This window comes from Candidatus Nealsonbacteria bacterium (genome assembly GCA_019923605.1).
GTDB lineage: Bacteria > Patescibacteriota > Minisyncoccia > Minisyncoccales > CSSED10-335 > JAHXGM01.
Genome location: JAHXGM010000001.1, coordinates 56506 through 76075, shown reverse-complemented (window position 1 = coordinate 76075; position 19570 = coordinate 56506). Strand labels below are relative to the sequence as shown.

The following is a 19570-nucleotide window of genomic DNA, read 5'->3' as shown; positions in this document are numbered from 1 at the left end:
AATTCCTGAAGGTTTCCCTTTGTCTGTATTTGGTTCTTTTTCCATAAAATATAGTTTAATTTTATTTCCTTCCTTTCATTATACAATACTAATATGATTTGCCAAGCCTTTCGAATAACTCGTTTTCCACAGAGCTCCTCTTTCTTCCATATTTAATCCTGGAAAAATCTCTAGCTAATTTAGCTATTCGATCATCTCCTTTATCAGGTGGAATTGTCTTAATATTAAATGGTCTTGTTACGGTGCCACCAATTAATAATCTTAAAGCAGCATTATAGTTATCAAGATTAGATAAATCGCTTTCGTCAAAGATTGGATCGTATGAAGGAACAAGAAATTTAGCATCTTCTGGGCCAATTCTAAATGACATCATTGAGCCAACATTTCCAAAAACTGCATTCCTTATATCCTCCTCAACTTGACCAATATATTGATGAGCAAAAATCATGTTTAATCTATATTTTCTAGCCTCGGCTAAAATCGAAGCCATGGTTTTAGTTGCAAAATTTTGAAACTCATCGATATAAAGATAGAAATCTTTTCGCTCTTCTTCGGGCATATCAACTCTTGAGAAAGCAGCAACTAATATTTTACCTACAAGAACCATTCCTAATAAATGACTATTTATATCCCCCATCTTTCCTTTAGAAAGGTTAGCAATTAATATCTTTCGCCCATTCATAACATCCTTAAGGTTAAGCGATGATTTTTGTTGAGAAATAATCGGACGAACCATATCATTAGCAATAAAAACATTCATCTTACTGGTGATGTAAGGAACCATATTAGCTAGTGCTGCATCACCACCGGCCTTTTCGGCTTCAAGTTCCCAGAAATTTTTAACAATTTGATTCTGACACTTAGATAATTTATGCTTTCTGAAATTGGTATCGGCTAAAACCCTTGGTATCTCTACCAATGTACTGCCCGAATCAGTATCCTCCATGATAAGCAAAAGAGAGTTTCTCATGTATTGCTCAAAAATAGGTCCTCCAAACCCTTGTGCCTTTAAATTATAAAGGCGATCAAAGATATCCATTAATTCATTAACTACAAAAGTTTTTGATTCAGGAAAAGCTGGGTCATACTCTAGCATATTTAGACCAATCGGGTTCCCTGTATCTGATGGATCAAAATATATAACATCCTCAACTCGTTCCGGTGGAATATAACTTAAAACATCCTCGGCTAAATCACCATGAGGATCTATTAGAGCTATTCCCTTCCCGTTTCTAATATCTTGCTGAATAAGATTTTTTAAAAACCAAGATTTACCGGTTCCAGTTTGACCAATTATATAAAAATGTCGACGCCTGTCTTCATCCTTCATTCGAACTGTTTTTTCCTCACCCCTAAAAGAGCTTTTTCCTAGTACTAACCCTTCATCTGGTAAATTGGATGGTGGTGGTGCTTGTTTTGACTTAACCCATTTAACAGACGGCGTAGCAAGACCTGAAGAAGGAAAATGGAATATTCCTGCCATTTCAGACGATGAAAGAACCATTTTCCTCGTATTGCTTATAAGACGAAAAGAGAATAAATAAAAAAGATTCTTAAGCCTGCCTCGAGAAAGCCTTTTAAATTTTATTTGATTCAAATCAGGCGAATTAAATTGTTCAAAAGAGACTTCAATTTGAGAAAGTATAGCCTCCGCCCTTTCTTTAGTTTTAGCTGATGCCAAAAGCCTGATATTAACATCAAATAACCTCTTAGATGATTTCTCAGCAATAAGATTGGCCAACTGTTGCTGGTGTTGACTAACCTCTTTTTTTTCTTCCTTTTCTTTATCTTTTCCCTTGGACGCTGTCGTGAGAAGTTCTAGTATAAATCCTTTTCTAGCTTCTGATAAGGAGTAACCAAAATCCTCACCCTTCAGTAAAAGATTTACCATTTTTCTGCTTTTTGAAGATATTTTCTTTTTACTGGGTGCAAAAAGAATTTGTATTGAGGCCCCCTCTTCATCTTTTTGAAGCTTGGTTAATGCATTGGTTAGTGATGAAATTGGGTCAGTCTTAAATTCTATATAGCTTTTTAGTGGAAGAATATCCGGACTTACAAGAGATGCTTCGCTGCCGACTGAAGCACCGGTAGGATTGAAAATATTATAATCTGAAACAACTGACACTTCGGCCTTGGGCCAAAAACTTAATACCTGTTTTTCTACTGACTCAGACAAATTTCTTGGAACTGCAATATAAAAATATATTTCCTCCCCCACTCTATGCACTGATATTTCAAATATAAAGAATTTGTCTTTAAACGAATATAAGGAACCAAAGAAATTTTCCGCTGTCTTTAAATAGTCTTCTAGTGGTATCTTTTCATCTTTTTCTTGTTCTCTGGGAAGGGACACTGATAAAAGAACCAAATTCATTCCTTGCTTTAATATCTTAGCGTCTTTCTTTTTATTTAAAAAAATAAAGCCAAAAATTAATAATAATAGAAACGGAACCGAGTATAAATAAATAGCAGTTAAATTCATTTCTTTTTTAAAATACCTTTTTCTATTAATTCTTCGTATCTTTCTATTAGAATATCATGAAACTCATCCATTACCGCTGGATTATCAAGAGCTTTTGCAATTGAAAGGGCTAGATCAAATTTATTATCCCTAAAGACCAATGAAAGAAGGGCTCCGACTTGTTGGGTTGAAGGAAGGATTTTAATCTCTTTAAATTCATCTCTTGTATGAACAGGGGTGCTGGGAGCAGATTTTTGTAATTCAGCCATCTGTTCTTTTATCCTTTCTCCTGCCTTAGAGTCTTCAATTTTTGGTTCTTGCTCAAGCTTAACATCTTTTTCGACAGGACTGGGCTGAATATCTTTATTTTCTTTCTCCCATTTTTCAAAATATTTTTCTTCTGGCATAAAGTTATTATTTTAATTTAAGAAATTATTGAATCTCAATTTTGAAATCAACCGGATCAATTATCACTCTGCTACCTTTTTTTAATTCTCCAGATATTATAGCAGATGCTAATTGATTTTCCACCTTTCCCTGAATCACTCTTTTTATTTCTCTTGCCCCAAAAGAAGGATTATATCCAAGCTCAACAATCTTTTCTTTTAATTCTTGGGTTATAATAAATTCAATATTCTTTTCTTCAAGATTCTTACAAATATCCTTTAATAACAATTGGACTATATCTAAAAGATTTCCCTTAGTTAATGACTTAAAGAGAACAACCGCATCAAAACGATTTATAAATTCTGGACGAAACATTCCTTCTTTAAATAAATAATCTAGTAGATCTTCCTTTAGCTCATTCCAGTCACGGTTAGCTTTAATATTATCAAGTATCATGTTGGATCCGGCATTGCTAGTTGCAATGATAATTGAACTCTTAAAATCAACTCTCCTGCCCAGACCATCTGTAACATGTCCTTCATCTAATATTTGTAGGAATATATTTAATATATCGGGATGGGCTTTTTCTATTTCATCAAGCAATATTAGCGCAAATGGGTCTTCCTTAATTTTAGTAGTAAGTATTCCTTCATACTCCAAGGACCCGATTAATCTTGAAATATCGGATAAACTTTGAAATTCCGACATATCAATTCTAATCATTTTTTTAGTAGATCCAAAATAAACCTCGGCCAAAGCTTTTGCAGTTTCAGTTTTTCCCACTCCGGTAGGACCAAGAAAAAGAAAGCTACCCATGGGTCTTTTTCTACCACTAATCTCTGCGCGAGACCTTCTTAGCCCTGAAGCAATTTCGTTAACTGCCTCTTCCTGGTTTATAATTTTTTGATGAATAAGATCCTCGAGATTCATTAAAATCTCTTTCTCTTTCTCTTTCATTTCACCAACTGGTATATTAGTCTTTTGGGAAACTATCCACGCAATATGTTTTGGCAATAAAACTTTTTCTTTTTTTTGTGACAAATATATTACTGCCTCACCAAGGAGATCCATTGCCTTTTTAGGAAATGGCTTAGAGGGCATATACTTCGAGCAATAATCAACTATTGTTTTTAATGCAAGATAGGAAATGATAATATTATACTTATTCTCAAGACCCAAAGTCATTCGCTTTAAAATTCTTAAAGTATCTTCATTAGATATCTCTAAGACTTCTACTTTTTCAAAAAGTATTGACAAAGAACTATTCTCTATACTATTCCTATATCCTGCAGGATCAGTAATCCCAACAATTTGGAAATTAGCCGAAGATAAATATGATCCTAAAAGTCCGGATATATCTATTCTTCCAAGCTTTGAATCACCACCTATAAAATTATGGATGTCGCTAATAACTAAGATTATATTTCCCGAAGAAACAACTTCTTTAAAAATTGAATCTAGAACAGTTTCTGCCTCTTTATCGCTTTCTACGACTGCAAGTAAAGACGGGAGTTCAATCTCAACTATTCTTTTATAATTTATCCCGGAAAGACTTTCCCCAAAAAAACTTTTCCTAGCTAATTCAAAGATCATACTTTTACGACCGGTTCCCCCTTCTCCAATTAGGAGAACGTTATTGAATTCTTCTCGAGATAACTCCCGCTCCATAATCTTTATCTCCTCACTATGTCCAATGATTTCCGGAAAACCCTGTCTTTTAAATATTTTAGTCCAATCAGTTGAAAAACGATCTAGCATTAAGGAGTATCCTGATGCCCAATCTTTTGCTAATGACCCTCTTTTAACTAAATTTTTCCATTTCCAAAATTTAGAATCATATTCAACTTTATCCTTTATTCCATAAAGCCAAATAGTTAAACTCCTAAGATCTTCTTTTTCTATATTCTTGTCCTTAAATATCTCTCTCATTACCATGCAATGATCGGATAAGGAAACTATAACATCTCGAACACCGACTCTCTTGGCCCCCCTATTTATCGCCTCATTAATCGAATCTTCAATGATTGCTGCAAAGTCCGATGAATACTTACCACCTGAATTATCATCTAAATTAAATAATTTTAACAATGATTTCACTTCATTAATATTCAGCTCTAGTCTTGTGAAAATAAAATTAAGTTCTTTATTATCCTTTAAAAGAAAATATATAAAATCAGAGGTTTTTAAAGATCCTCTTCCTGCTTTTCTTAAAGCTTTATAGACAGCCCTGGCCACTTCAAGTTCCAAGAATCCAGCCAAATTAATATTATCTTGATTATCCAGGACTAGCGATATGTCTTGTTTAATTCTTGGAAACTTAATTTTATTCTTAAAAAATAATTTAATCTGCCAAAAAAATAGCAAAGAACTAAAAAAAAGAAACATTAATCCCAAAAGAAAAGTATCTGAATACCCTATTTCAAATCCAGATGAGCCAGATAATATAAAAGCCAGAAAGGTTAAAATAAAAAGAAAAAAAGAAATTCTTTTAAAAATATCTGCTTTTCCAAAGATTGGATTTTTTTCAAGCTTTATTGCTTTATAGATAGCCGCTTTCTTTAAATTAAAATTATTCTTAGTCAGCTCCATTCTTAAAAAATTAAATTAACTCCAATCATAAATAAAATTATCGTAATGAAAGGGATGGTTATCCATAAAATTAAAAAGAAGAGGCCAGAAAAAAATAAAACCACTTCAATAATTAATCCTAGTAATATTAAAAAAATTCTAACTATCGCACCGATGGATCTAGAGAATAAATTAGAAATAGCGGCTTCAAAATATTTCCAAAAACTAAATCCTCTTCCGTAATGCCATCTCGTCTTATGCCAATAAGAAAAAAGTGTTCTAACAAGAAATGGAATAGAAAAAAAATACATATTAAAACGCAAGAAATTCATCCAAGCCCTTATAATTCCCTTGGGAATATCAATGAAATACCACTCTATCCAGAGGGATAATATATTCCTTTTTTGAACAGCTTCTTTCATAAAATTATTATACAATATTTAAAGTAATTTAAAAACAAAAAGAATCCATTGACAAGAATTTATCTTTTCTTATAATAACGCTTACAAATGAAAAGGTCGGTGTTACGCATCAAATGTTTTTATTAAAAATAACCCCGCCAATGTTCTTGGAACATTATAGGGATAAAAAAATATGATTCTTGATAAAGAATTAAATTCGTTTGTAAGTGAAGATGAAGAAGAAGTGATTAGTGATGACTTTGAAGAAGATGACTTCGAAGATGACGACGATGAAGATGACGACGATGAAGATAAAGATTTAGGCGTCGACGACGAAGAGTAAAAAAATTAAAAGATAAAACCCCGTAAAATTTACGGGGTTTTATCTTTACTTAATTATAGAAAAATCAGTGAATTCTCTAAGATATTCCTCCTAAACCTTTTCACCAATAAATATATGTAATCTTTTCATATTCCTAACTTTTCTTGAGACAGAGGCTTATTATATCTGCTCTTCGGTCTCCCCTCTCCTTTTCTAATAGGAAGCTCACTTTAATCAATCCTAGGCCCTTGAGAGACCTTAAGGGACGATCTAATTTCTGGCATCGGGTCAATTTTTCTTGGTCAAAAAAGATATTGATTCCGGTGTCGGAGCAAAGGAGAAATATCAGTACCAGCAAAGCAGAAATGACAGTCAGGGTCAAAGTGGTGCATACTTAAAATATTGCCAGTAAATAGATACAAGACAGACCTGCTCCTGATTATCCTTGGAGACAGTATGGACGGAGTCAAGGAAAGAACTGGTCTAAATTATCAGCTAACTGATATTTCTACTTTGCTCCGACCTAATATACGAAATAAAATAAAAGGGCTATTTGTCTAATTCTAGTAAAAAGATTATAATAGCAATCGTTGAAACTATGCAAATATTTGAATTTCAATTTAATCCAAGAATAAAAGATCGTAGGATAGAAACTTTATCTTATCAACCCAAAAAGGAACCTGAAAAAAATCTGGGAGATCTTTATATTCTTGGAGAATTACGAAACTCTTTACCAGGAATTGATAGTTTGTTGACTGAAATAATAAAGATTATCAAAAAAACCTACTATTCGACCGAATCAATCTCTTCAGAAGAAGCACTAAGGAAATCACTCAAAAAAGTGAATGATTTTTTGACTAATGAAATATCAAAGAATAATGTTAATTGGCTCGGAAACCTCAATTTATCAATAATAACGCTTCGTGATAATGAGGTTAATATAACAAAAATCGGTGATATTAAGATCAACTTAATAAAGTACCATGAAGTTATTGAATTAAGTAGGGAAATAGATGAAAAAAAAGACCAAGGAAGCGAATATGCTCGCCCAATAGTTTTTGAAAATATAGTTTCGGGAAGGATAAATAAGGGAGACAGGGTATCAGTTCTGACAAAAGATGTTTATGATTTTTTTGAAAAGAAAGGATTAATTAAGGAATTATCCAACTTCCCATTTTTAGATAAAAAAATAGTTGAAGAATTAGTTGGATCCATAAAAAAAGACTTCCTAAAAATATCTGGTGCTTTTTTCTTATTAGATACCAAGGGTGCCCCCAATGGAAAGATTTCAAAAAGCAAACCGGAAAAAGAAGTTGATTTTTCAATGAAAGAAGTTCATTCTTCGGTGATAAAATTATTTTCAAAAAAAGAAAGAAGGAAGAAAGTGGTGGCAAAAATAAATATACCTAAGATAAATTTTCCAAGAATAGATATGGGTGATAACAAAAAGAAGGGATTAGTACTATTATTAATCTTAATAATTATCCTAATTATGGGTGCTCTCATATTTCAAAAAGAAGAAACGTCAAGAATAAGAGATGGGGATTTAATTATTGAAAATATTATTAAATCAAATATTAAAGAAGCTCAAAGACTAACATCCTTAAACAGAAGAGATGAAGCCTTTTCTCTTCTAAGGGATTCCCTAAAAGAATTATCAGACTTTTCACATCCGGAAGCTAATAATCTGAAGCTAGAAATTGAAGAATATCTGAAGGAATTGAGCATGCTGACTCAAATTGAAGACCCTGAACTTGTTCACAGGTTTGAACTCCGAGACTTTGTGCCCCAAAAGATAATTCACTATAGGAATAAACTATATCTCTTTACACCCTTTTCTAAAGAAATAGTTGAAATTGACTTATCTAATAATGAAAGAAGAAATTTATCAACAGAACTTGAGGGAGAAAGAGGAATAGACTCTGCTTCCATTGTAAGTAATCAGCTTGTATTCTTCTCAAAACCAAACGATCTTTTTGTTTTAAGAAATGAAAATCTAAACCATTTAGCTTCTTTGAAAATAAGTTCGCCCAAAATAGAATTGGTTAATTTCTCATCCTTTGGACCAAATATGTACTTTCTAGACTCAGAAACTAAAGAAGTAATTAGATATCAAGGAGTATCTTCATCCCCTCAAAACTGGATTAGCTCTTATACAAAAAAACCGACCGACATTAAATCAATGTCGGTTGATGGGTACGTCTGGATTTTAAATAAAGATAATACTATCTGGAGATATTATGCCGGAAGTTTCAATAAAAATTTTAATCTCAACATTTATCCATTCCCTAAAAGTATCTCACAAATATTTACCTTCTCTAATTTGCCCTACATCTACCTCTTGGAGCCCGCTCATAATAGAATTATTGTAACGAACAAAAGGGGTGATATTGTTAAACAAGTCCAGAGTGATAAATTTAATAATTTAACTCACTTCACGGTTTCTTTAAACGGAAAAGAAATTTATCTCTTAAACAATATGGAAGTTTTTAAAATAGAACTATTTTAATTCTATTTGAGCACCAGCAGCTTCAAATTTCTTCTTCATCTCTTCAGCATCTTCTTTCTTAACTGCTTCTGCGATAACTTGAGGAGCACTTACTGCTTCGTCAACAAGGTCTTTCGCTTCTTTTAGTCCCTTTCCGGTAAGGTCTCTTACTACTTTAATAACTTCAATTTTCTTTTCTCCAATTCCCTTTAGAACAACATCATACTCACTCTTTTCTTCAGCTTCAGCACCACCATCTACGGCTGGAGCAGCTACTGCAGCAACCATTGGAGCAGATGCTGATACACCAAACTTTTCTTCTAACACTTTTACTAGCTCAGAAAGATCAAGAACTGACATCTTTTCAATCTCCCCAACTATTTTTTCAAACTTAGCGGGAACTTCAACTTTCTTTTCATCTTTTTTTTCTTCTGTCATATTTTTTTATTATCACCTTGTGATTATATTTCCCAAGGATCTAAATATTAATTATTTATTATCTCTTATTGCACCAAGTGCGTAAACTAAACCTCTGATGTTTCCTTGAAGGACATTAACAAACCCCGATACTGGTGCTTGAATTCCTCTAACAACTCTTACAAGGATTTCTTCTCTTGATGGTAACTTAGCAAGTGCTACCATATCCTCCCCTGTCCTTAACTCTTTCTCTATTATTCCACCAATAATCTTAATCTCCGGCTTTGAATTGGAAAGATTGTGAATAACTTTAGCTGGAATAATTTCATCAACAAACCCAAAAACAATTCCAAGCTCATCTTTGATATTACTCAAATCAATCTCTATCCCCTTATTCTTAAAAGCTATATTAGCTAAGCTCTTCTTCGCGACTGTAATATTTGAGTCTTTACTTTTTAACTCGGATCTAAGTCCCACGAAATCGCCTGCTTTAAGCCCTTTAAAGTTAATAAAGACCGCTGCTTTTTGCCTATCTATCTTCTCCTCTAAATCTTTTATGATCTCCTCTTTTCTTTTTTTGGTTAAAGGCATATTTTAATGGTTAATAATAAAAAACTGCGAGAAACCCGCAGACAAATAAGAAATTACAAAATTAATATTGAATTACTTACCTCGAGAGGATTTATTTCCCGAAGGAAACCTCTTGTCTACGGTATTTACATACTAACTTCTTCCACTGTTTATGTCAATGCCTCAAATATTTTCAAGCCAAAATCTTTAGCAAAATCAGGACCTTTAGAAGTAATAATATTATCGTCTAGAACAACACCGCTATCTTCAAATATAGCTCCGTTTTCCTCCAATATATCAATAGCACTCTTATCTAATGGCTTTGACCAAACAGTCGCCTTCTTACCCTCTAAGACCCCTGCTTTGGCCAAAATAACAGGGCTAATACATATTGCTGCTATTAATTTGTTCTTAGAATGAGCTTCCTGAATTAATTGATAAGAATCTTCATTATCTAAATGCTTTAAACATCCTGGACCACCAACAAAAACTAATGCATCAATCTTTTCAATATTAAGATCTTTAATCTTTTTATTTATAGTTACTTCTCCCCCATCAGCACCTATAGCTTTACCAGTCTCACTGCTTACGGTCATTATTCTAAATCCTTTTGATTTTAATATTTCTTTTGGAACAAAATATTCTTCGTCTCTAAAGTCTTGAAAAGAAATAACAAAAACTATTTTCATAATCATCTTAAATATTTATTTTTAGCAATATTGTGCTCTTCTAAGTTTCTGCTAAAAACCGTTTCTCCGTCTGGTTTTGAAAGATAAAAAAGGTATTCATTTGGATCTGGGTAAATGGCTGCCTTTATACTATTAATACCAGGATTAGATATTGGAGCGATGGGAAGTCCTCTATGAAGATAAGTGTTATATGGAGAATCAATTCTAGTTTCTTGAATTGATATCCTTGTTGTATTCTTGCCGGTAATAAAAGCAATTGTCGCATCAACCTGTAAAGGCATTCCGATTTCTAGCCTTCTCCAAAGCAATCCAGAAACTTTCCGCATATCCTCATAAGTCCTTACCTCTTTTTCAATAAGGGAAGCCATAATAATAATATCAAATATTGACTTATTTTGACTAGCTATTGCTGACCTTAATTCGGCGGTTATCTTTTTGTCAAAATTAGATAACATCATTTCTATTATCTCTCTTTCAGTGGATCCGTAAGGAATCAAATAAGTGTCAGGGAAAAGATATCCTTCTAAAGATAAATTATCTAGATCTTCGGTTATAAAAGAGTACTTCTCTTTGAAAAGATGAGGTGAATTCGCTAATTCAAGAAATAATTTTTTATCGGCAATGCCAAGTTCGCTTAGATATTTGGCCATATCTGTTATCTTCCATCCTTCAATTATGGTTATTCTTCTCTGATGAACATCGCCCGAAGAAATCTTTTTGACAATATCCGGTATGGTTAATTTTGGCCCTATTAGATATGTACCAGCTTGAAGGCTACCATAATCACCAGAAACAAAGAGATAAAGATTAAAAAATAATGAATTCTTGATAATTCCGCTTTCCTCTAATCTCCTACTAATAACTCTCCAGCTTTCTCCGTGGGGAATGGTAAAGATTATTTCTTGAGAATTAATTCCTGTTGCTATATAGACAGATGAATAAACCCAAAGAGACACAAACAATAACAACACCCCAAATATAGCTATTAAAATGATTATTTTTTTCTTCATTTTTTAAAAATATATCCAAAATTCCTTAGATACATCAAAGACGGATATTTCTGTATTATTTCTCTATCCCTATTTTTTACAAGACGCAGTTATAAATCTTTTTATCTTCTCTTTTAACGGAAGGTGATCAATTATTATAACACCGTTTAAATGATCTAATTCGTGTTGAAAGATTCTAGCTTCCATTCCCTTTAGGTTCAACTCAATTCTCTGACCTTCTTTTCCCCACCCCTTCACGCTTAACTTAGTGGCTCTTCTAACAGGCTGGTAATACTCCGGGACACTAAGACAACCCTCTTCCATCACATCTGTTTCTATCCCTTTTTTTATAATAACAGGATTTATCAAAGACAAAATCTCTTCATCAAATTGAATTAAAATAATTCTTTTAAAGTGTCCGACTTGAGGAGCAGCAAGGCCTATTCCATTATTTTCAATCATTGTCTCCATCATATCAGAAATAAGGGACTTCACCTCTTCATTAACTTCCTTAACTTCTTCAGATTTCTTTCTTAGGAATTTTAGATCTTTTTTAATATCTAAAGTCATATATAAAGAGCGGGGGTGCAAGGATTCGAACCTAGACTAACGGTTTTGGAGACCGTTGTGCTACCATTGACACCACACCCCCGTTTTACTATTTCTTAGTTTCCTTATGATCTTTATGAGCACGGCACCACTTGCAAAACTTCTTAAGTTCTAGTTTTGAATCAGGAACTGTTCCCTTTGATTTCTTAAGAAGATAATTAATTCTTTTGCATATAGAACACTGAAATTTTACGTATGATTTTTTCTTTGTTTTTGTAGCCATAATATTGTTTTTTATCTTGAGCCGAGACCGGGATTTGAACCCGGGACCCCTTCCTTACCATGGAAGTGCTCTACCACTGAGCTATCTCGGCGCCCCCAAAGTATTGTGGGTAGGGAGGGATTCGAACCCCCGTAGCCCGAAGGCGCTTGGTTTACAGCCAAGAGCGATTGTCCACTCTGCCACCTACCCGAACGGGGTTATATTAACACAAAAAAATTATTTTTCAATAACCTTGTATCGAATCTTCTTATAAATCTCACCAGCCCACAAAACTAACGAAGAAGCTAATACTATAGGAATGACCTCTTGGTATCCTAAAGCCCCAAAATTAAAAATTGGCTGTAGGTAATATATAGCAATTACCTGAAGAATTATTGTAGATCCCAAGGAATAAGCAAGATATTTGTTAGAAAAAAGGCCGATCTCAAAAATTGACTGAGTCATCGATCGCATATTCAATACATTAAATAACTGAGTAGACGCTATAGCCAGAAAGGCTGCTGTTCTAGCTTTATTAATGTCTCCATTAATATTTAAATGATAAGAAAAGAATGACAAGGTAATAGTTGTCATTATTATCGTCAACATAATCAAAAAAGGAATAATCTCTTTTGATAATATATTCTCATTCTTTTTTCGCGGAGGACCATCTAAAACATCGCCGTGTCCGGGCTCAGAAGCTAAAGTAAATCCTGCGACTCCACCTGTCACTAAATTAAGCCAAAGAATCTGAGTTGGTAAAAGCGGTAGTAATGCTTGTCCTTCAAAACTAAAAAGAAGTAAAGCCGCGATTAATGTCGCATATTGAGCGAAACTAGTTGTAATAAGGAAAGTGCTAGCCTGTCGAGTATTAATGAAAATTATTCGACCCTCTTCAATAGCATTTATAATTGATGCAAAATTATCATCTGCTAAAATAATTTCACTAGATTCTCTGGCTACATCAGTTCCTGTAATACCCATTGAAATGCCTATGTCTGCTTTTTTAAGCGATGGAGCGTCGTTAACTCCGTCTCCAGTCATAGCAACAATCTCACCTTTTTCTTGAAGTATCTCAGCAATTTTTAATTTCATCGATGGAGTTAAGCGAGAAAAAACATTAACATCACTAACTACTTTCTTAAATTGCTTATCTGACATTTCTAAAAGTTCAGGCTCTGAAAAAGCCTCTGATCCCTCATCAGCAATACCCACTTCCTTTGCTATTGCAAGAGCAGTACCCTTGTGATCTCCTGTTGTCATAATAACTCTAATTCCAGCATTTCTAGCTTTAAATACCGATTCCCTTGCCTCTTCTCTCGGGGGATCAATAATTCCAACAACTCCCACAAAGACCATTTCGTTGACTAATTTATCAGTAAGAGAACCATGCTTTAAAGGAAGAACCTTGTATGACATAGCGATAGTCCTCATGGCCTTACTGGTCATTTCTTCTATCTTTTTTGAAATAATTTTCCTTTCTTTTTCTGTTAATTTTATTTTACCATCCTTTGATAAATAGTGAGTTGATCTTTCTAAAATTGATTCTGGGGCACCAACTGCATACAACTCCTCCTTACTATCGCTTCTAATCATTGATACTAACGATGCCCTATACTTTAATTCTGAACTAAACGGCATATCATCTATCTTTTTTTCACCCATAGCATCACCTTTCAATCCTGCTTTTTCAGCCAAAACTACTAGGGACCCCTCCGTCGGGTCTCCTATAATCTTGTACCGAGAATCTTCCTGGATTAATTTTGCATTATTACAAATTGCTGAAATGTGAAGTAATCTGTCTAAAACCGGCTCTTCAAGTGGCGACAAGTTACATGCATCTCGACAAAAACTTCCTTTTGGTTCCCATCCATTACCTGTAACTTCAACATTATCTTCTTTAACAAAAAATATCTCTCTTACATTCATTGTATTTCTTGTAAGGGTTCCGGTTTTATCAGTCATAATAACGGTCGTCACGCCAAGCGTTTCAGCGGCCGGAAGTCTACGGATAATCACATTCTTTTTAGCCATTCTGGTCGTCCCTAACGCTAAAACCATAATAAGAATGGCTGGTAATCCTTCCGGTATGCCCGATACTAAAGATGCGATTGTAAAGAATAATATTTCTTCAAGTTCAATACCTTTAATATAAAACCCGACTATAAAAGTAATAATAGCCCCAATTATAGCTATTATTCCCATTTGCTTTGCAAGGATACTAGTCTTTTTTTCAAAGTGGCTTCTTTCTTTTTTTATAACTCCAATATCTTTTGCTATAGAGCCAAATGCAGTTTCTTCTCCAGTACTAACCACAATAGCCCTACATTGACCTCCGGCCACAAAAGTTCCCATCCAAATCATATTACTCCTATCTGCTAGGGAAACTCCTGCGTCCAATACATCAATCTTTTTATTGGTTGGATTTGATTCACCCGTTAAGGATGATTCAACGGTACGAAAATTCTTTAATTCAAAGATCCTGGCATCAACAGGTATTCGATCCCCCTCCCCAACTTCAATAATATCTCCTGGAACCAAAAGCTTTGAATCTATTTTTTTAAACACCCCGTCTCGATAAACTTTAGCCGATAAAACAACCATTTGGCTTAATGCCTGAACAGCTTTCTCGGCTCTATATTCTTGTATAAATCCCATAATGGAATTTACAACGACTATGAACAATATTACGTAAGTATCTATCATCTTTTCGTAATACCAGGTCAAGGCAGCAGCAAAAAGAAGAATATAAATTAGAATACTATGAAACTGTTTTAGGAATATAAAAAATGGATGAGTCCCCTCCTTTTTAGATATTTCATTGGGACCGAATTCCTCCAATCGTTTGTTTGCTTCTTTTTCTGAAAGGCCATTCTTATTAGATGAAAAAATTTCAAAAACTTCATCTATAGATCTTGCATGGTAATTTATTTCAATGTTTTCTTTATTCATCTTTAAATTATTTTAATTGTTTGTTTAAAAAATTACTCCCTTCTCCTTACGCCATTTATCAATTTTCTTATGATCGCCCAGAAGAAGATCTTCGGAAGCCTGCCATTTTAATTTTGATGATGAACTTATTTTCTTCCCCCTTATCTTAATTTCCTTTTTACCTATATTTTTTAAGGCTTTACCAGGTTCAAAAATAGCCGGACGAGTATAATGAGGATATTCAATAAAACTCTTACCCTTATTTCTCAATCTTTCTCCTAAGAATTCATCTTTTCCTATAACTCCCGGAACAAGACGAGAAACTGTTTCAATCACTATCATGGCTGGCAATTCCCCTCCCATCAAAATATAATCTCCTACTGAAACTACTTTATCAGCCACATTGTCTAAAACTCTTTCATCAATTCCCTCATATCTACCACAGACCATAACTAACTGATCTAATTTTGAAAATTCGTGAGCCATAGATTGATTAAACTTTTCTCCCCGAGGAGAAAAAACAATCACTTTAGATTTTTTTCCTTTCTTAATATCAGAAACTGCTTTGAATATAGGATCTACTTTCATTACCATTCCTAATCCTCCCCCAAAAGGCTTATCATCAACGGTCTTATGCTTATCGTCTGACCAACTTCTTAAATTATAAATATTAATATCAATAATCTTTTTTTTCCTCGCTCGCAATATTAAACTCTCCTCTTTATAAGAGGTGAATATATTGGGAAATATTGTTATTACTTCAAAATTCATCTTCAAAAAAAGAAGCCGTACTAATAATATAGCACGGCTCCGCAGTCTTTGTAAAACTTTTTAAAGATTTAAATCCTCCAAATTGGTACTAGAAGATGGAACTGGCTCACTGGCTTGCCCACCAACTGGTTCCTCTATTTTCAAGTTCACTCTTGCTTGATTCTTTAAGCCAATTATCCTCACCAGGTTTCTAATCGCTTTGGCGGTTGTTCCAGCCCTTCCGATGATTTGACCCATATCTTTGGGGTTCACCATAAGAGATAGTAATACGCCCATCTCATCTACCTTGCGATTAACTTTAACATCACCTGGATGATCAACTAAAGCTTTCACAATGTATTCAAGGAAGTCTTGATCGGGAGTTTGGTTCGTCATAGTAATCCCTGTTTTTAAATTTCATCCAATCGCATAGTAGCTCGACCTTCCAATACTTAAAACATTAAGTAATTGAAAGCTACTAGCTTAGTATTAATATTTTTTAAAAAAAAGTCAACTACTGATAGACTCTGCTTCTTTTTCTTCAATAACTACTTCCTCTTTTTTAATTTCGGGCTTTTCTTGAACTAACTTTTCTTTCTTCTCTACTATTTTGTGTTTAGGAGCTTTCTGCCCTTGAATGATTCCCCCTTTTATTAAAAGATTACGAACAGTGTCTGATGGTTTTGCTCCCTTACTAATCCAGTGTAAAACCTTATCTTTATCAATTCTGTTTTCCTTTGTAATGGGATTATGGAAACCAACTTCATCAATAAATCTACCCGCTGTTGGTGGATTCTTTTTATCTGTAACTACAATCTTAAAAACCGGTTGTTTCTTTTTCCCTATTCTCAGGAATCTTATGGTAATCATTTCTTTTAATTTAAAATAATTAATTATTGTTATGCCATCTCTTTACTATTAGAGCATTCTTGGCTGCCTCTTCTTCTCCTTCTTGTTTTGATAATCCCTTACCCTCTGCTATGAGATCATCTCCTATGAAAACTCCCACTCTAAATGTTTTCTTGTGATCTGGTCCCCATTCTTCTAAAACCTTGTAACAAGGGGTAATGGATTCTCTACTCTGAGATTCTTCTTGCAACTTAGACTTTGCATCTTTGAAAAGTCCTAATTTTATAATCTCAGTTAATCTAGGCATCAAATGGCTCTCAGTGAATTTTTTACATAAATCATATCCCCCGTCAAGATAGATAGCTCCAATCAAGGCTTCAAAAGTATTCGCTAGGATTGATTGTTTGGTTCTTCCAGCTGATTTTGATTCTCCCTTTGAAAGCAAAAGGAATTCGCTAAGACCTAATTTTTTACTAACTTCAAATAATATTTTTGTATTAACTAATGCCGCTCTCCAGCTAGTTAATTCTCCTTCAGTTTTTTTGGGATACTGAATGTACAAGCTTTCGGTAACGACAAGTTCTAAAACAGCGTCTCCTAAAAATTCTAACCTCTCATTATGTCCTAAATAGAAATTAGGATTTTCGTTTAGATAAGATCTATGACAAAGCGCTTGAGCTAAAAGATCCCTATTCTTAAAATTAATTCCTATTCTTTCTTCAAGGTTAGAAAAGTCCTTCATGGTTATTTCTGATTATCATCTATTTCCTCTTTCATTTCCCTATAAACTGTTCCTAATACTCCGTTTACAAATCTTCCCGAACTCTCTCCTCCAAAGTTTTTCGCTAACTCGACAGATTCATTTATTGCTACTTTTGGTGGGACCTCATCTTGATTCCCGAATATAAGTTCAAAGAGTCCAATCCTTAAAATATTCCTATCAACCATTGCAATCTGATCTATGGGCCATTCAGGTGCAACTATCTTTATAATATCATCTATCCTCTCTAAATTCTCTGTTACCCCCTTAACAAGATCGCCGACAAACTTTTTCTCTTCTAAACCCGGTCCAAATTCTTCCACATTTCTTTCTACAAACTGCTCTAAGTTACCATCTTTTTTGCCATAAAAATCCCATTCATAGAGAGATTGCAGAACTATTGATCGTGATAAGTGCCTGGATGCCATAAAAGAGCAACTTGGTTATTTTTTGGACAATTCTTCCATGCTCAAATCCTTTTTTACTTTTTTACCGTCTTGGATTTCTTTTTTCTTAAGCTTCTTTTCCTTCCTATCTAATTTTTTCAAAACATCTATCACTTCCCTGCCTTTATAGTATCCGCAATTAGCGCAGATTCTATGAGGCATAGTTTCTTTCCCACACTTCTGACAAGTTCCAAGTCCTGGTTTTGTAAGAAAGATGTGCATCCTTCGTTTATCGCGTCTGGATTTAGTATGACGCTTTTTTGGTACGGCCATAATTCAATTTAAATAATTTTATAATCACTTCCAAGTATTAAAGTTGCAAGGAATACTATCATAGAAAATCTATTTTTACAATATCTTTACACTAAAACTTCTTCTATGAATATCACAAAAGCCAATTCTTTTTATTACTTCTATCTGATCCCTTGTTCCATACCCCTTGTTTTTATCAAATCTATATTCTAAATAATCTTTTGAACAATCAACCATATACCTGTCACGAAACACTTTTGCAATAATACTTGCGATTTTACAAGACAAAATGGTTTCGTCTCCTTTTATAATCAAATGTTCAGTTAATCTAGTATCCAAGCCAAAATTACCATCTATAACCAATTGCCGAGCTTTTAGGGATTCTTTCTTTTCAAGGTTATGTAATGCCTCTCTCATCGCCATTTTAGTAGCATTCAATATATTAACCCTATCTATTTCTGTATGCGAAATAGATCCTATCCCCCATCCTATCGCAGGATGATTAATAAATGAACTGTAAAACTTTTCTCTTTTAATTTCAGACATTCTTTTTGAATCCCGAATATCTAATCCCTTGAAAATAGAAAAATCCCTAATGAAAACAGCTGCCGCGACTACTGGGCCAGCCAATGAACCTCTCCCCACCTCATCCAGCCCCACAACAACATCACTTCTGTTTTTCATCAAGCTTTTTTCAAAGCAAAAATTATCATTCATAACATCTTCCTTTTTTGCCAATATTAACCTATAATACAGAAATAGTCTACACTATAAATATTATATACGCTTCGCTTATAATGAAAGAATTTCAACAAAAAGTAATATTACAACAAGATACTGAAAAAGAGATAAGAGAGGCTGAATTTGAAAAACGCGATGCAGATTTTTCATATAAGACCATCCAAGAATTGAATCTATCCAATAGAGAGATAAAGTGTGGGCTCAATTTTAAAAATTCAGTCTTCTTGGGAAGTGTTTATCTTGGAAAAACTTCCATAAATGGAGACCTAATTCTTGATGGAGCAGTAGTTAATAACACTCTCTATCTCGGAGAAGTAAAGGTATCTGGCAGTATCTCGGGAACTAAGGTTACAATTAAAAATTCTCTTAACATAGTCAAAGGTCAAGTCGAAAACGACCTAAGCTTTGAAAAATCAAATATCCAAGGATTTTTGAGTTTAAATAAATCAACGATAAAGGGTTTATTAAAATTAAATGGAATAAAGATTATAAGCATGGAAACTTATAGTGGTACTGTTTGCGGAGACCTCTTTCTTCAAGAAGCAGAAATTGGAAAAGGAATTGATCTTGAATGGGCCTATATTTCAGGGCTTGCTGATTTTCAAAAAATGAATCTTTGGGGTTATTTCAATCTTTTTAATGCAAAAATAGGAGAAACCCTGATTATGAAAGAGAGTCGCATAAAAGGTGAGATAATATTTGAAGGATTGGAATATAACAGAATAATTGATTAGTTGT

At 33.7% G+C, this 19570-nt stretch carries 21 protein-coding genes, 3 tRNA genes and 1 other annotated feature; of the genes, 3 read left to right on the top strand and 21 right to left on the bottom strand.

The features are described from left to right. Window positions 1-88 precede the first annotated feature (88 nt). Genes KY054_00495 through KY054_00480 form a run of 4 tightly spaced genes read right to left on the bottom strand, consistent with a single transcriptional unit; the run spans window position 89 to window position 5838 of the window. A complete protein-coding gene (locus KY054_00495; GenBank protein ID MBZ1356238.1) occupies window positions 89-2482 on the bottom strand; it encodes a type IV secretion system DNA-binding domain-containing protein in 2394 nt (797 codons plus the stop codon). Continuing rightward, window positions 2479-2868 (bottom strand): hypothetical protein, encoded by a 390-nt coding sequence (locus tag KY054_00490; protein ID MBZ1356237.1) that lies wholly within the window; start codon window positions 2866-2868, stop codon window positions 2479-2481. Before KY054_00490 ends, KY054_00495 begins: the two co-directional genes overlap by 4 nt. A 25-nt stretch (window positions 2869-2893) precedes the next feature. Continuing rightward, window positions 2894-5437, bottom strand: a complete 2544-nt coding sequence (locus tag KY054_00485; GenBank protein ID MBZ1356236.1) for an ATP-dependent Clp protease ATP-binding subunit — start codon at window positions 5435-5437, stop codon at window positions 2894-2896. A 2-nt stretch (window positions 5438-5439) separates the two neighbouring features. Further along, window positions 5440-5838, bottom strand: coding sequence for a hypothetical protein (locus KY054_00480; GenBank protein MBZ1356235.1), 399 nt, complete (start codon window positions 5836-5838; stop codon window positions 5440-5442). 172 nt (window positions 5839-6010) lie between these two features. Here KY054_00480 and KY054_00475 point away from each other — a divergent pair, with 172 nt between their 5' ends. Together KY054_00475 and KY054_00470 are read left to right on the top strand one after the other, a co-directional pair. Next, the gene (locus KY054_00475) at window positions 6011-6160 is read left to right on the top strand and encodes a hypothetical protein (GenBank protein MBZ1356234.1); all 150 of its coding nucleotides are present in this window, start codon (window positions 6011-6013) and stop codon (window positions 6158-6160) included. A 577-nt stretch (window positions 6161-6737) separates the two neighbouring features. Then, window positions 6738-8648, top strand: a complete 1911-nt coding sequence (locus KY054_00470) for a hypothetical protein (GenBank protein MBZ1356233.1) — start codon at window positions 6738-6740, stop codon at window positions 8646-8648. Here KY054_00470 and rplL read toward each other — a convergent pair. The 17 genes from rplL to KY054_00385 all read right to left on the bottom strand — a co-directional run bounded on the left by rplL (window position 8640) and on the right by KY054_00385 (window position 18808). Continuing rightward, the gene (gene rplL / locus KY054_00465; GenBank protein MBZ1356232.1) at window positions 8640-9065 is read right to left on the bottom strand and encodes a 50S ribosomal protein L7/L12; all 426 of its coding nucleotides are present in this window, start codon (window positions 9063-9065) and stop codon (window positions 8640-8642) included. The genes KY054_00470 and rplL overlap by 9 nt on opposite strands. 51 nt (window positions 9066-9116) lie before the next feature. Beyond that, entirely contained in the window at window positions 9117-9635 is a 519-nt protein-coding gene (gene rplJ / locus KY054_00460; protein ID MBZ1356231.1) for a 50S ribosomal protein L10, read from the bottom strand. A gap of 8 nt (window positions 9636-9643) precedes the next feature. Then, window positions 9644-9775, bottom strand: a sequence feature (ribosomal protein L10 leader region). A 9-nt stretch (window positions 9776-9784) separates the two neighbouring features. Continuing rightward, window positions 9785-10303 carry a DJ-1/PfpI family protein gene (locus KY054_00455; GenBank protein ID MBZ1356230.1) on the bottom strand — a complete coding sequence of 173 codons (519 nt, stop codon included), beginning with the start codon at window positions 10301-10303 and terminating at the stop codon, window positions 9785-9787. Between the two features lie 2 nt (window positions 10304-10305). Then, complete coding sequence (mltG, locus tag KY054_00450; GenBank protein MBZ1356229.1) at window positions 10306-11313, bottom strand: endolytic transglycosylase MltG; 1008 nt, start codon at window positions 11311-11313, stop codon at window positions 10306-10308. A 69-nt stretch (window positions 11314-11382) separates the two neighbouring features. After that, on the bottom strand, window positions 11383-11862 hold the full coding sequence (def, locus tag KY054_00445; GenBank protein MBZ1356228.1) for a peptide deformylase: 480 nt from the start codon (window positions 11860-11862) through the stop codon (window positions 11383-11385). 10 nt (window positions 11863-11872) lie between these two features. Further along, window positions 11873-11944, bottom strand: a tRNA-Trp gene (locus KY054_00440). Window positions 11945-11950: 6 nt separating this feature from the next. Then, the gene (rpmG, locus tag KY054_00435) at window positions 11951-12124 is read right to left on the bottom strand and encodes a 50S ribosomal protein L33 (GenBank protein MBZ1356227.1); all 174 of its coding nucleotides are present in this window, start codon (window positions 12122-12124) and stop codon (window positions 11951-11953) included. Between the two features lie 19 nt (window positions 12125-12143). Then, window positions 12144-12215, bottom strand: a tRNA-Thr gene (locus KY054_00430). A gap of 15 nt (window positions 12216-12230) precedes the next feature. Then, a tRNA-Tyr gene (locus tag KY054_00425) sits at window positions 12231-12313 on the bottom strand. 27 nt (window positions 12314-12340) lie between these two features. Then, a complete protein-coding gene (locus tag KY054_00420; protein MBZ1356226.1) occupies window positions 12341-15055 on the bottom strand; it encodes an HAD-IC family P-type ATPase in 2715 nt (904 codons plus the stop codon). Between the two features lie 24 nt (window positions 15056-15079). Continuing rightward, entirely contained in the window at window positions 15080-15805 is a 726-nt protein-coding gene (gene trmD, locus KY054_00415) for a tRNA (guanosine(37)-N1)-methyltransferase TrmD (GenBank protein ID MBZ1356225.1), read from the bottom strand. A gap of 60 nt (window positions 15806-15865) precedes the next feature. After that, window positions 15866-16180 (bottom strand): KH domain-containing protein, encoded by a 315-nt coding sequence (locus KY054_00410; GenBank protein MBZ1356224.1) that lies wholly within the window; start codon window positions 16178-16180, stop codon window positions 15866-15868. A gap of 114 nt (window positions 16181-16294) precedes the next feature. Continuing rightward, complete coding sequence (gene rpsP, locus KY054_00405) at window positions 16295-16654, bottom strand: 30S ribosomal protein S16 (protein MBZ1356223.1); 360 nt, start codon at window positions 16652-16654, stop codon at window positions 16295-16297. Window positions 16655-16673: 19 nt separating this feature from the next. After that, on the bottom strand, window positions 16674-17375 hold the full coding sequence (gene rnc, locus KY054_00400) for a ribonuclease III (protein ID MBZ1356222.1): 702 nt from the start codon (window positions 17373-17375) through the stop codon (window positions 16674-16676). Between the two features lie 2 nt (window positions 17376-17377). Next, window positions 17378-17821, bottom strand: a complete 444-nt coding sequence (gene nusB / locus KY054_00395; GenBank protein MBZ1356221.1) for a transcription antitermination factor NusB — start codon at window positions 17819-17821, stop codon at window positions 17378-17380. 15 nt (window positions 17822-17836) lie between these two features. After that, on the bottom strand, window positions 17837-18112 hold the full coding sequence (rpmF, locus tag KY054_00390) for a 50S ribosomal protein L32 (GenBank protein MBZ1356220.1): 276 nt from the start codon (window positions 18110-18112) through the stop codon (window positions 17837-17839). Between the two features lie 75 nt (window positions 18113-18187). Then, a complete protein-coding gene (locus KY054_00385; GenBank protein MBZ1356219.1) occupies window positions 18188-18808 on the bottom strand; it encodes a ribonuclease HII in 621 nt (206 codons plus the stop codon). Between the two features lie 80 nt (window positions 18809-18888). On the opposite strand from KY054_00385, the gene KY054_00380 reads away from it, so the two are divergent. Beyond that, window positions 18889-19566 carry a hypothetical protein gene (locus KY054_00380; GenBank protein MBZ1356218.1) on the top strand — a complete coding sequence of 226 codons (678 nt, stop codon included), beginning with the start codon at window positions 18889-18891 and terminating at the stop codon, window positions 19564-19566. The last annotated feature ends 4 nt before the right edge of the window (window positions 19567-19570 follow it).

Excerpts from the sequence above, each read along its gene's own strand:
- KY054_00495 (MBZ1356238.1), bottom strand. The coding sequence starts at position 2,482 with ATGAATTTAACTGCTATTTATTTATACTCGGTTCCGTTTCTATTATTA.
- KY054_00490 (MBZ1356237.1), bottom strand. The coding sequence starts at position 2,868 with ATGCCAGAAGAAAAATATTTTGAAAAATGGGAGAAAGAAAATAAAGAT.
- KY054_00485 (MBZ1356236.1), bottom strand. The coding sequence starts at position 5,437 with ATGGAGCTGACTAAGAATAATTTTAATTTAAAGAAAGCGGCTATCTAT.
- KY054_00480 (MBZ1356235.1), bottom strand. The coding sequence starts at position 5,838 with ATGAAAGAAGCTGTTCAAAAAAGGAATATATTATCCCTCTGGATAGAG.
- KY054_00475 (MBZ1356234.1), top strand. The coding sequence starts at position 6,011 with ATGATTCTTGATAAAGAATTAAATTCGTTTGTAAGTGAAGATGAAGAA.
- KY054_00470 (MBZ1356233.1), top strand. The coding sequence starts at position 6,738 with ATGCAAATATTTGAATTTCAATTTAATCCAAGAATAAAAGATCGTAGG.
- rplL (MBZ1356232.1), bottom strand. The coding sequence starts at position 9,065 with ATGACAGAAGAAAAAAAAGATGAAAAGAAAGTTGAAGTTCCCGCTAAG.
- rplJ (MBZ1356231.1), bottom strand. The coding sequence starts at position 9,635 with ATGCCTTTAACCAAAAAAAGAAAAGAGGAGATCATAAAAGATTTAGAG.
- KY054_00455 (MBZ1356230.1), bottom strand. The coding sequence starts at position 10,303 with ATGAAAATAGTTTTTGTTATTTCTTTTCAAGACTTTAGAGACGAAGAA.
- mltG (MBZ1356229.1), bottom strand. The coding sequence starts at position 11,313 with ATGAAGAAAAAAATAATCATTTTAATAGCTATATTTGGGGTGTTGTTA.
- def (MBZ1356228.1), bottom strand. The coding sequence starts at position 11,862 with ATGACTTTAGATATTAAAAAAGATCTAAAATTCCTAAGAAAGAAATCT.
- rpmG (MBZ1356227.1), bottom strand. The coding sequence starts at position 12,124 with ATGGCTACAAAAACAAAGAAAAAATCATACGTAAAATTTCAGTGTTCT.
- KY054_00420 (MBZ1356226.1), bottom strand. The coding sequence starts at position 15,055 with ATGAATAAAGAAAACATTGAAATAAATTACCATGCAAGATCTATAGAT.
- trmD (MBZ1356225.1), bottom strand. The coding sequence starts at position 15,805 with ATGAATTTTGAAGTAATAACAATATTTCCCAATATATTCACCTCTTAT.
- KY054_00410 (MBZ1356224.1), bottom strand. The coding sequence starts at position 16,180 with ATGACGAACCAAACTCCCGATCAAGACTTCCTTGAATACATTGTGAAA.
- rpsP (MBZ1356223.1), bottom strand. The coding sequence starts at position 16,654 with ATGATTACCATAAGATTCCTGAGAATAGGGAAAAAGAAACAACCGGTT.
- rnc (MBZ1356222.1), bottom strand. The coding sequence starts at position 17,375 with ATGAAGGACTTTTCTAACCTTGAAGAAAGAATAGGAATTAATTTTAAG.
- nusB (MBZ1356221.1), bottom strand. The coding sequence starts at position 17,821 with ATGGCATCCAGGCACTTATCACGATCAATAGTTCTGCAATCTCTCTAT.
- rpmF (MBZ1356220.1), bottom strand. The coding sequence starts at position 18,112 with ATGGCCGTACCAAAAAAGCGTCATACTAAATCCAGACGCGATAAACGA.
- KY054_00385 (MBZ1356219.1), bottom strand. The coding sequence starts at position 18,808 with ATGAATGATAATTTTTGCTTTGAAAAAAGCTTGATGAAAAACAGAAGT.
- KY054_00380 (MBZ1356218.1), top strand. The coding sequence starts at position 18,889 with ATGAAAGAATTTCAACAAAAAGTAATATTACAACAAGATACTGAAAAA.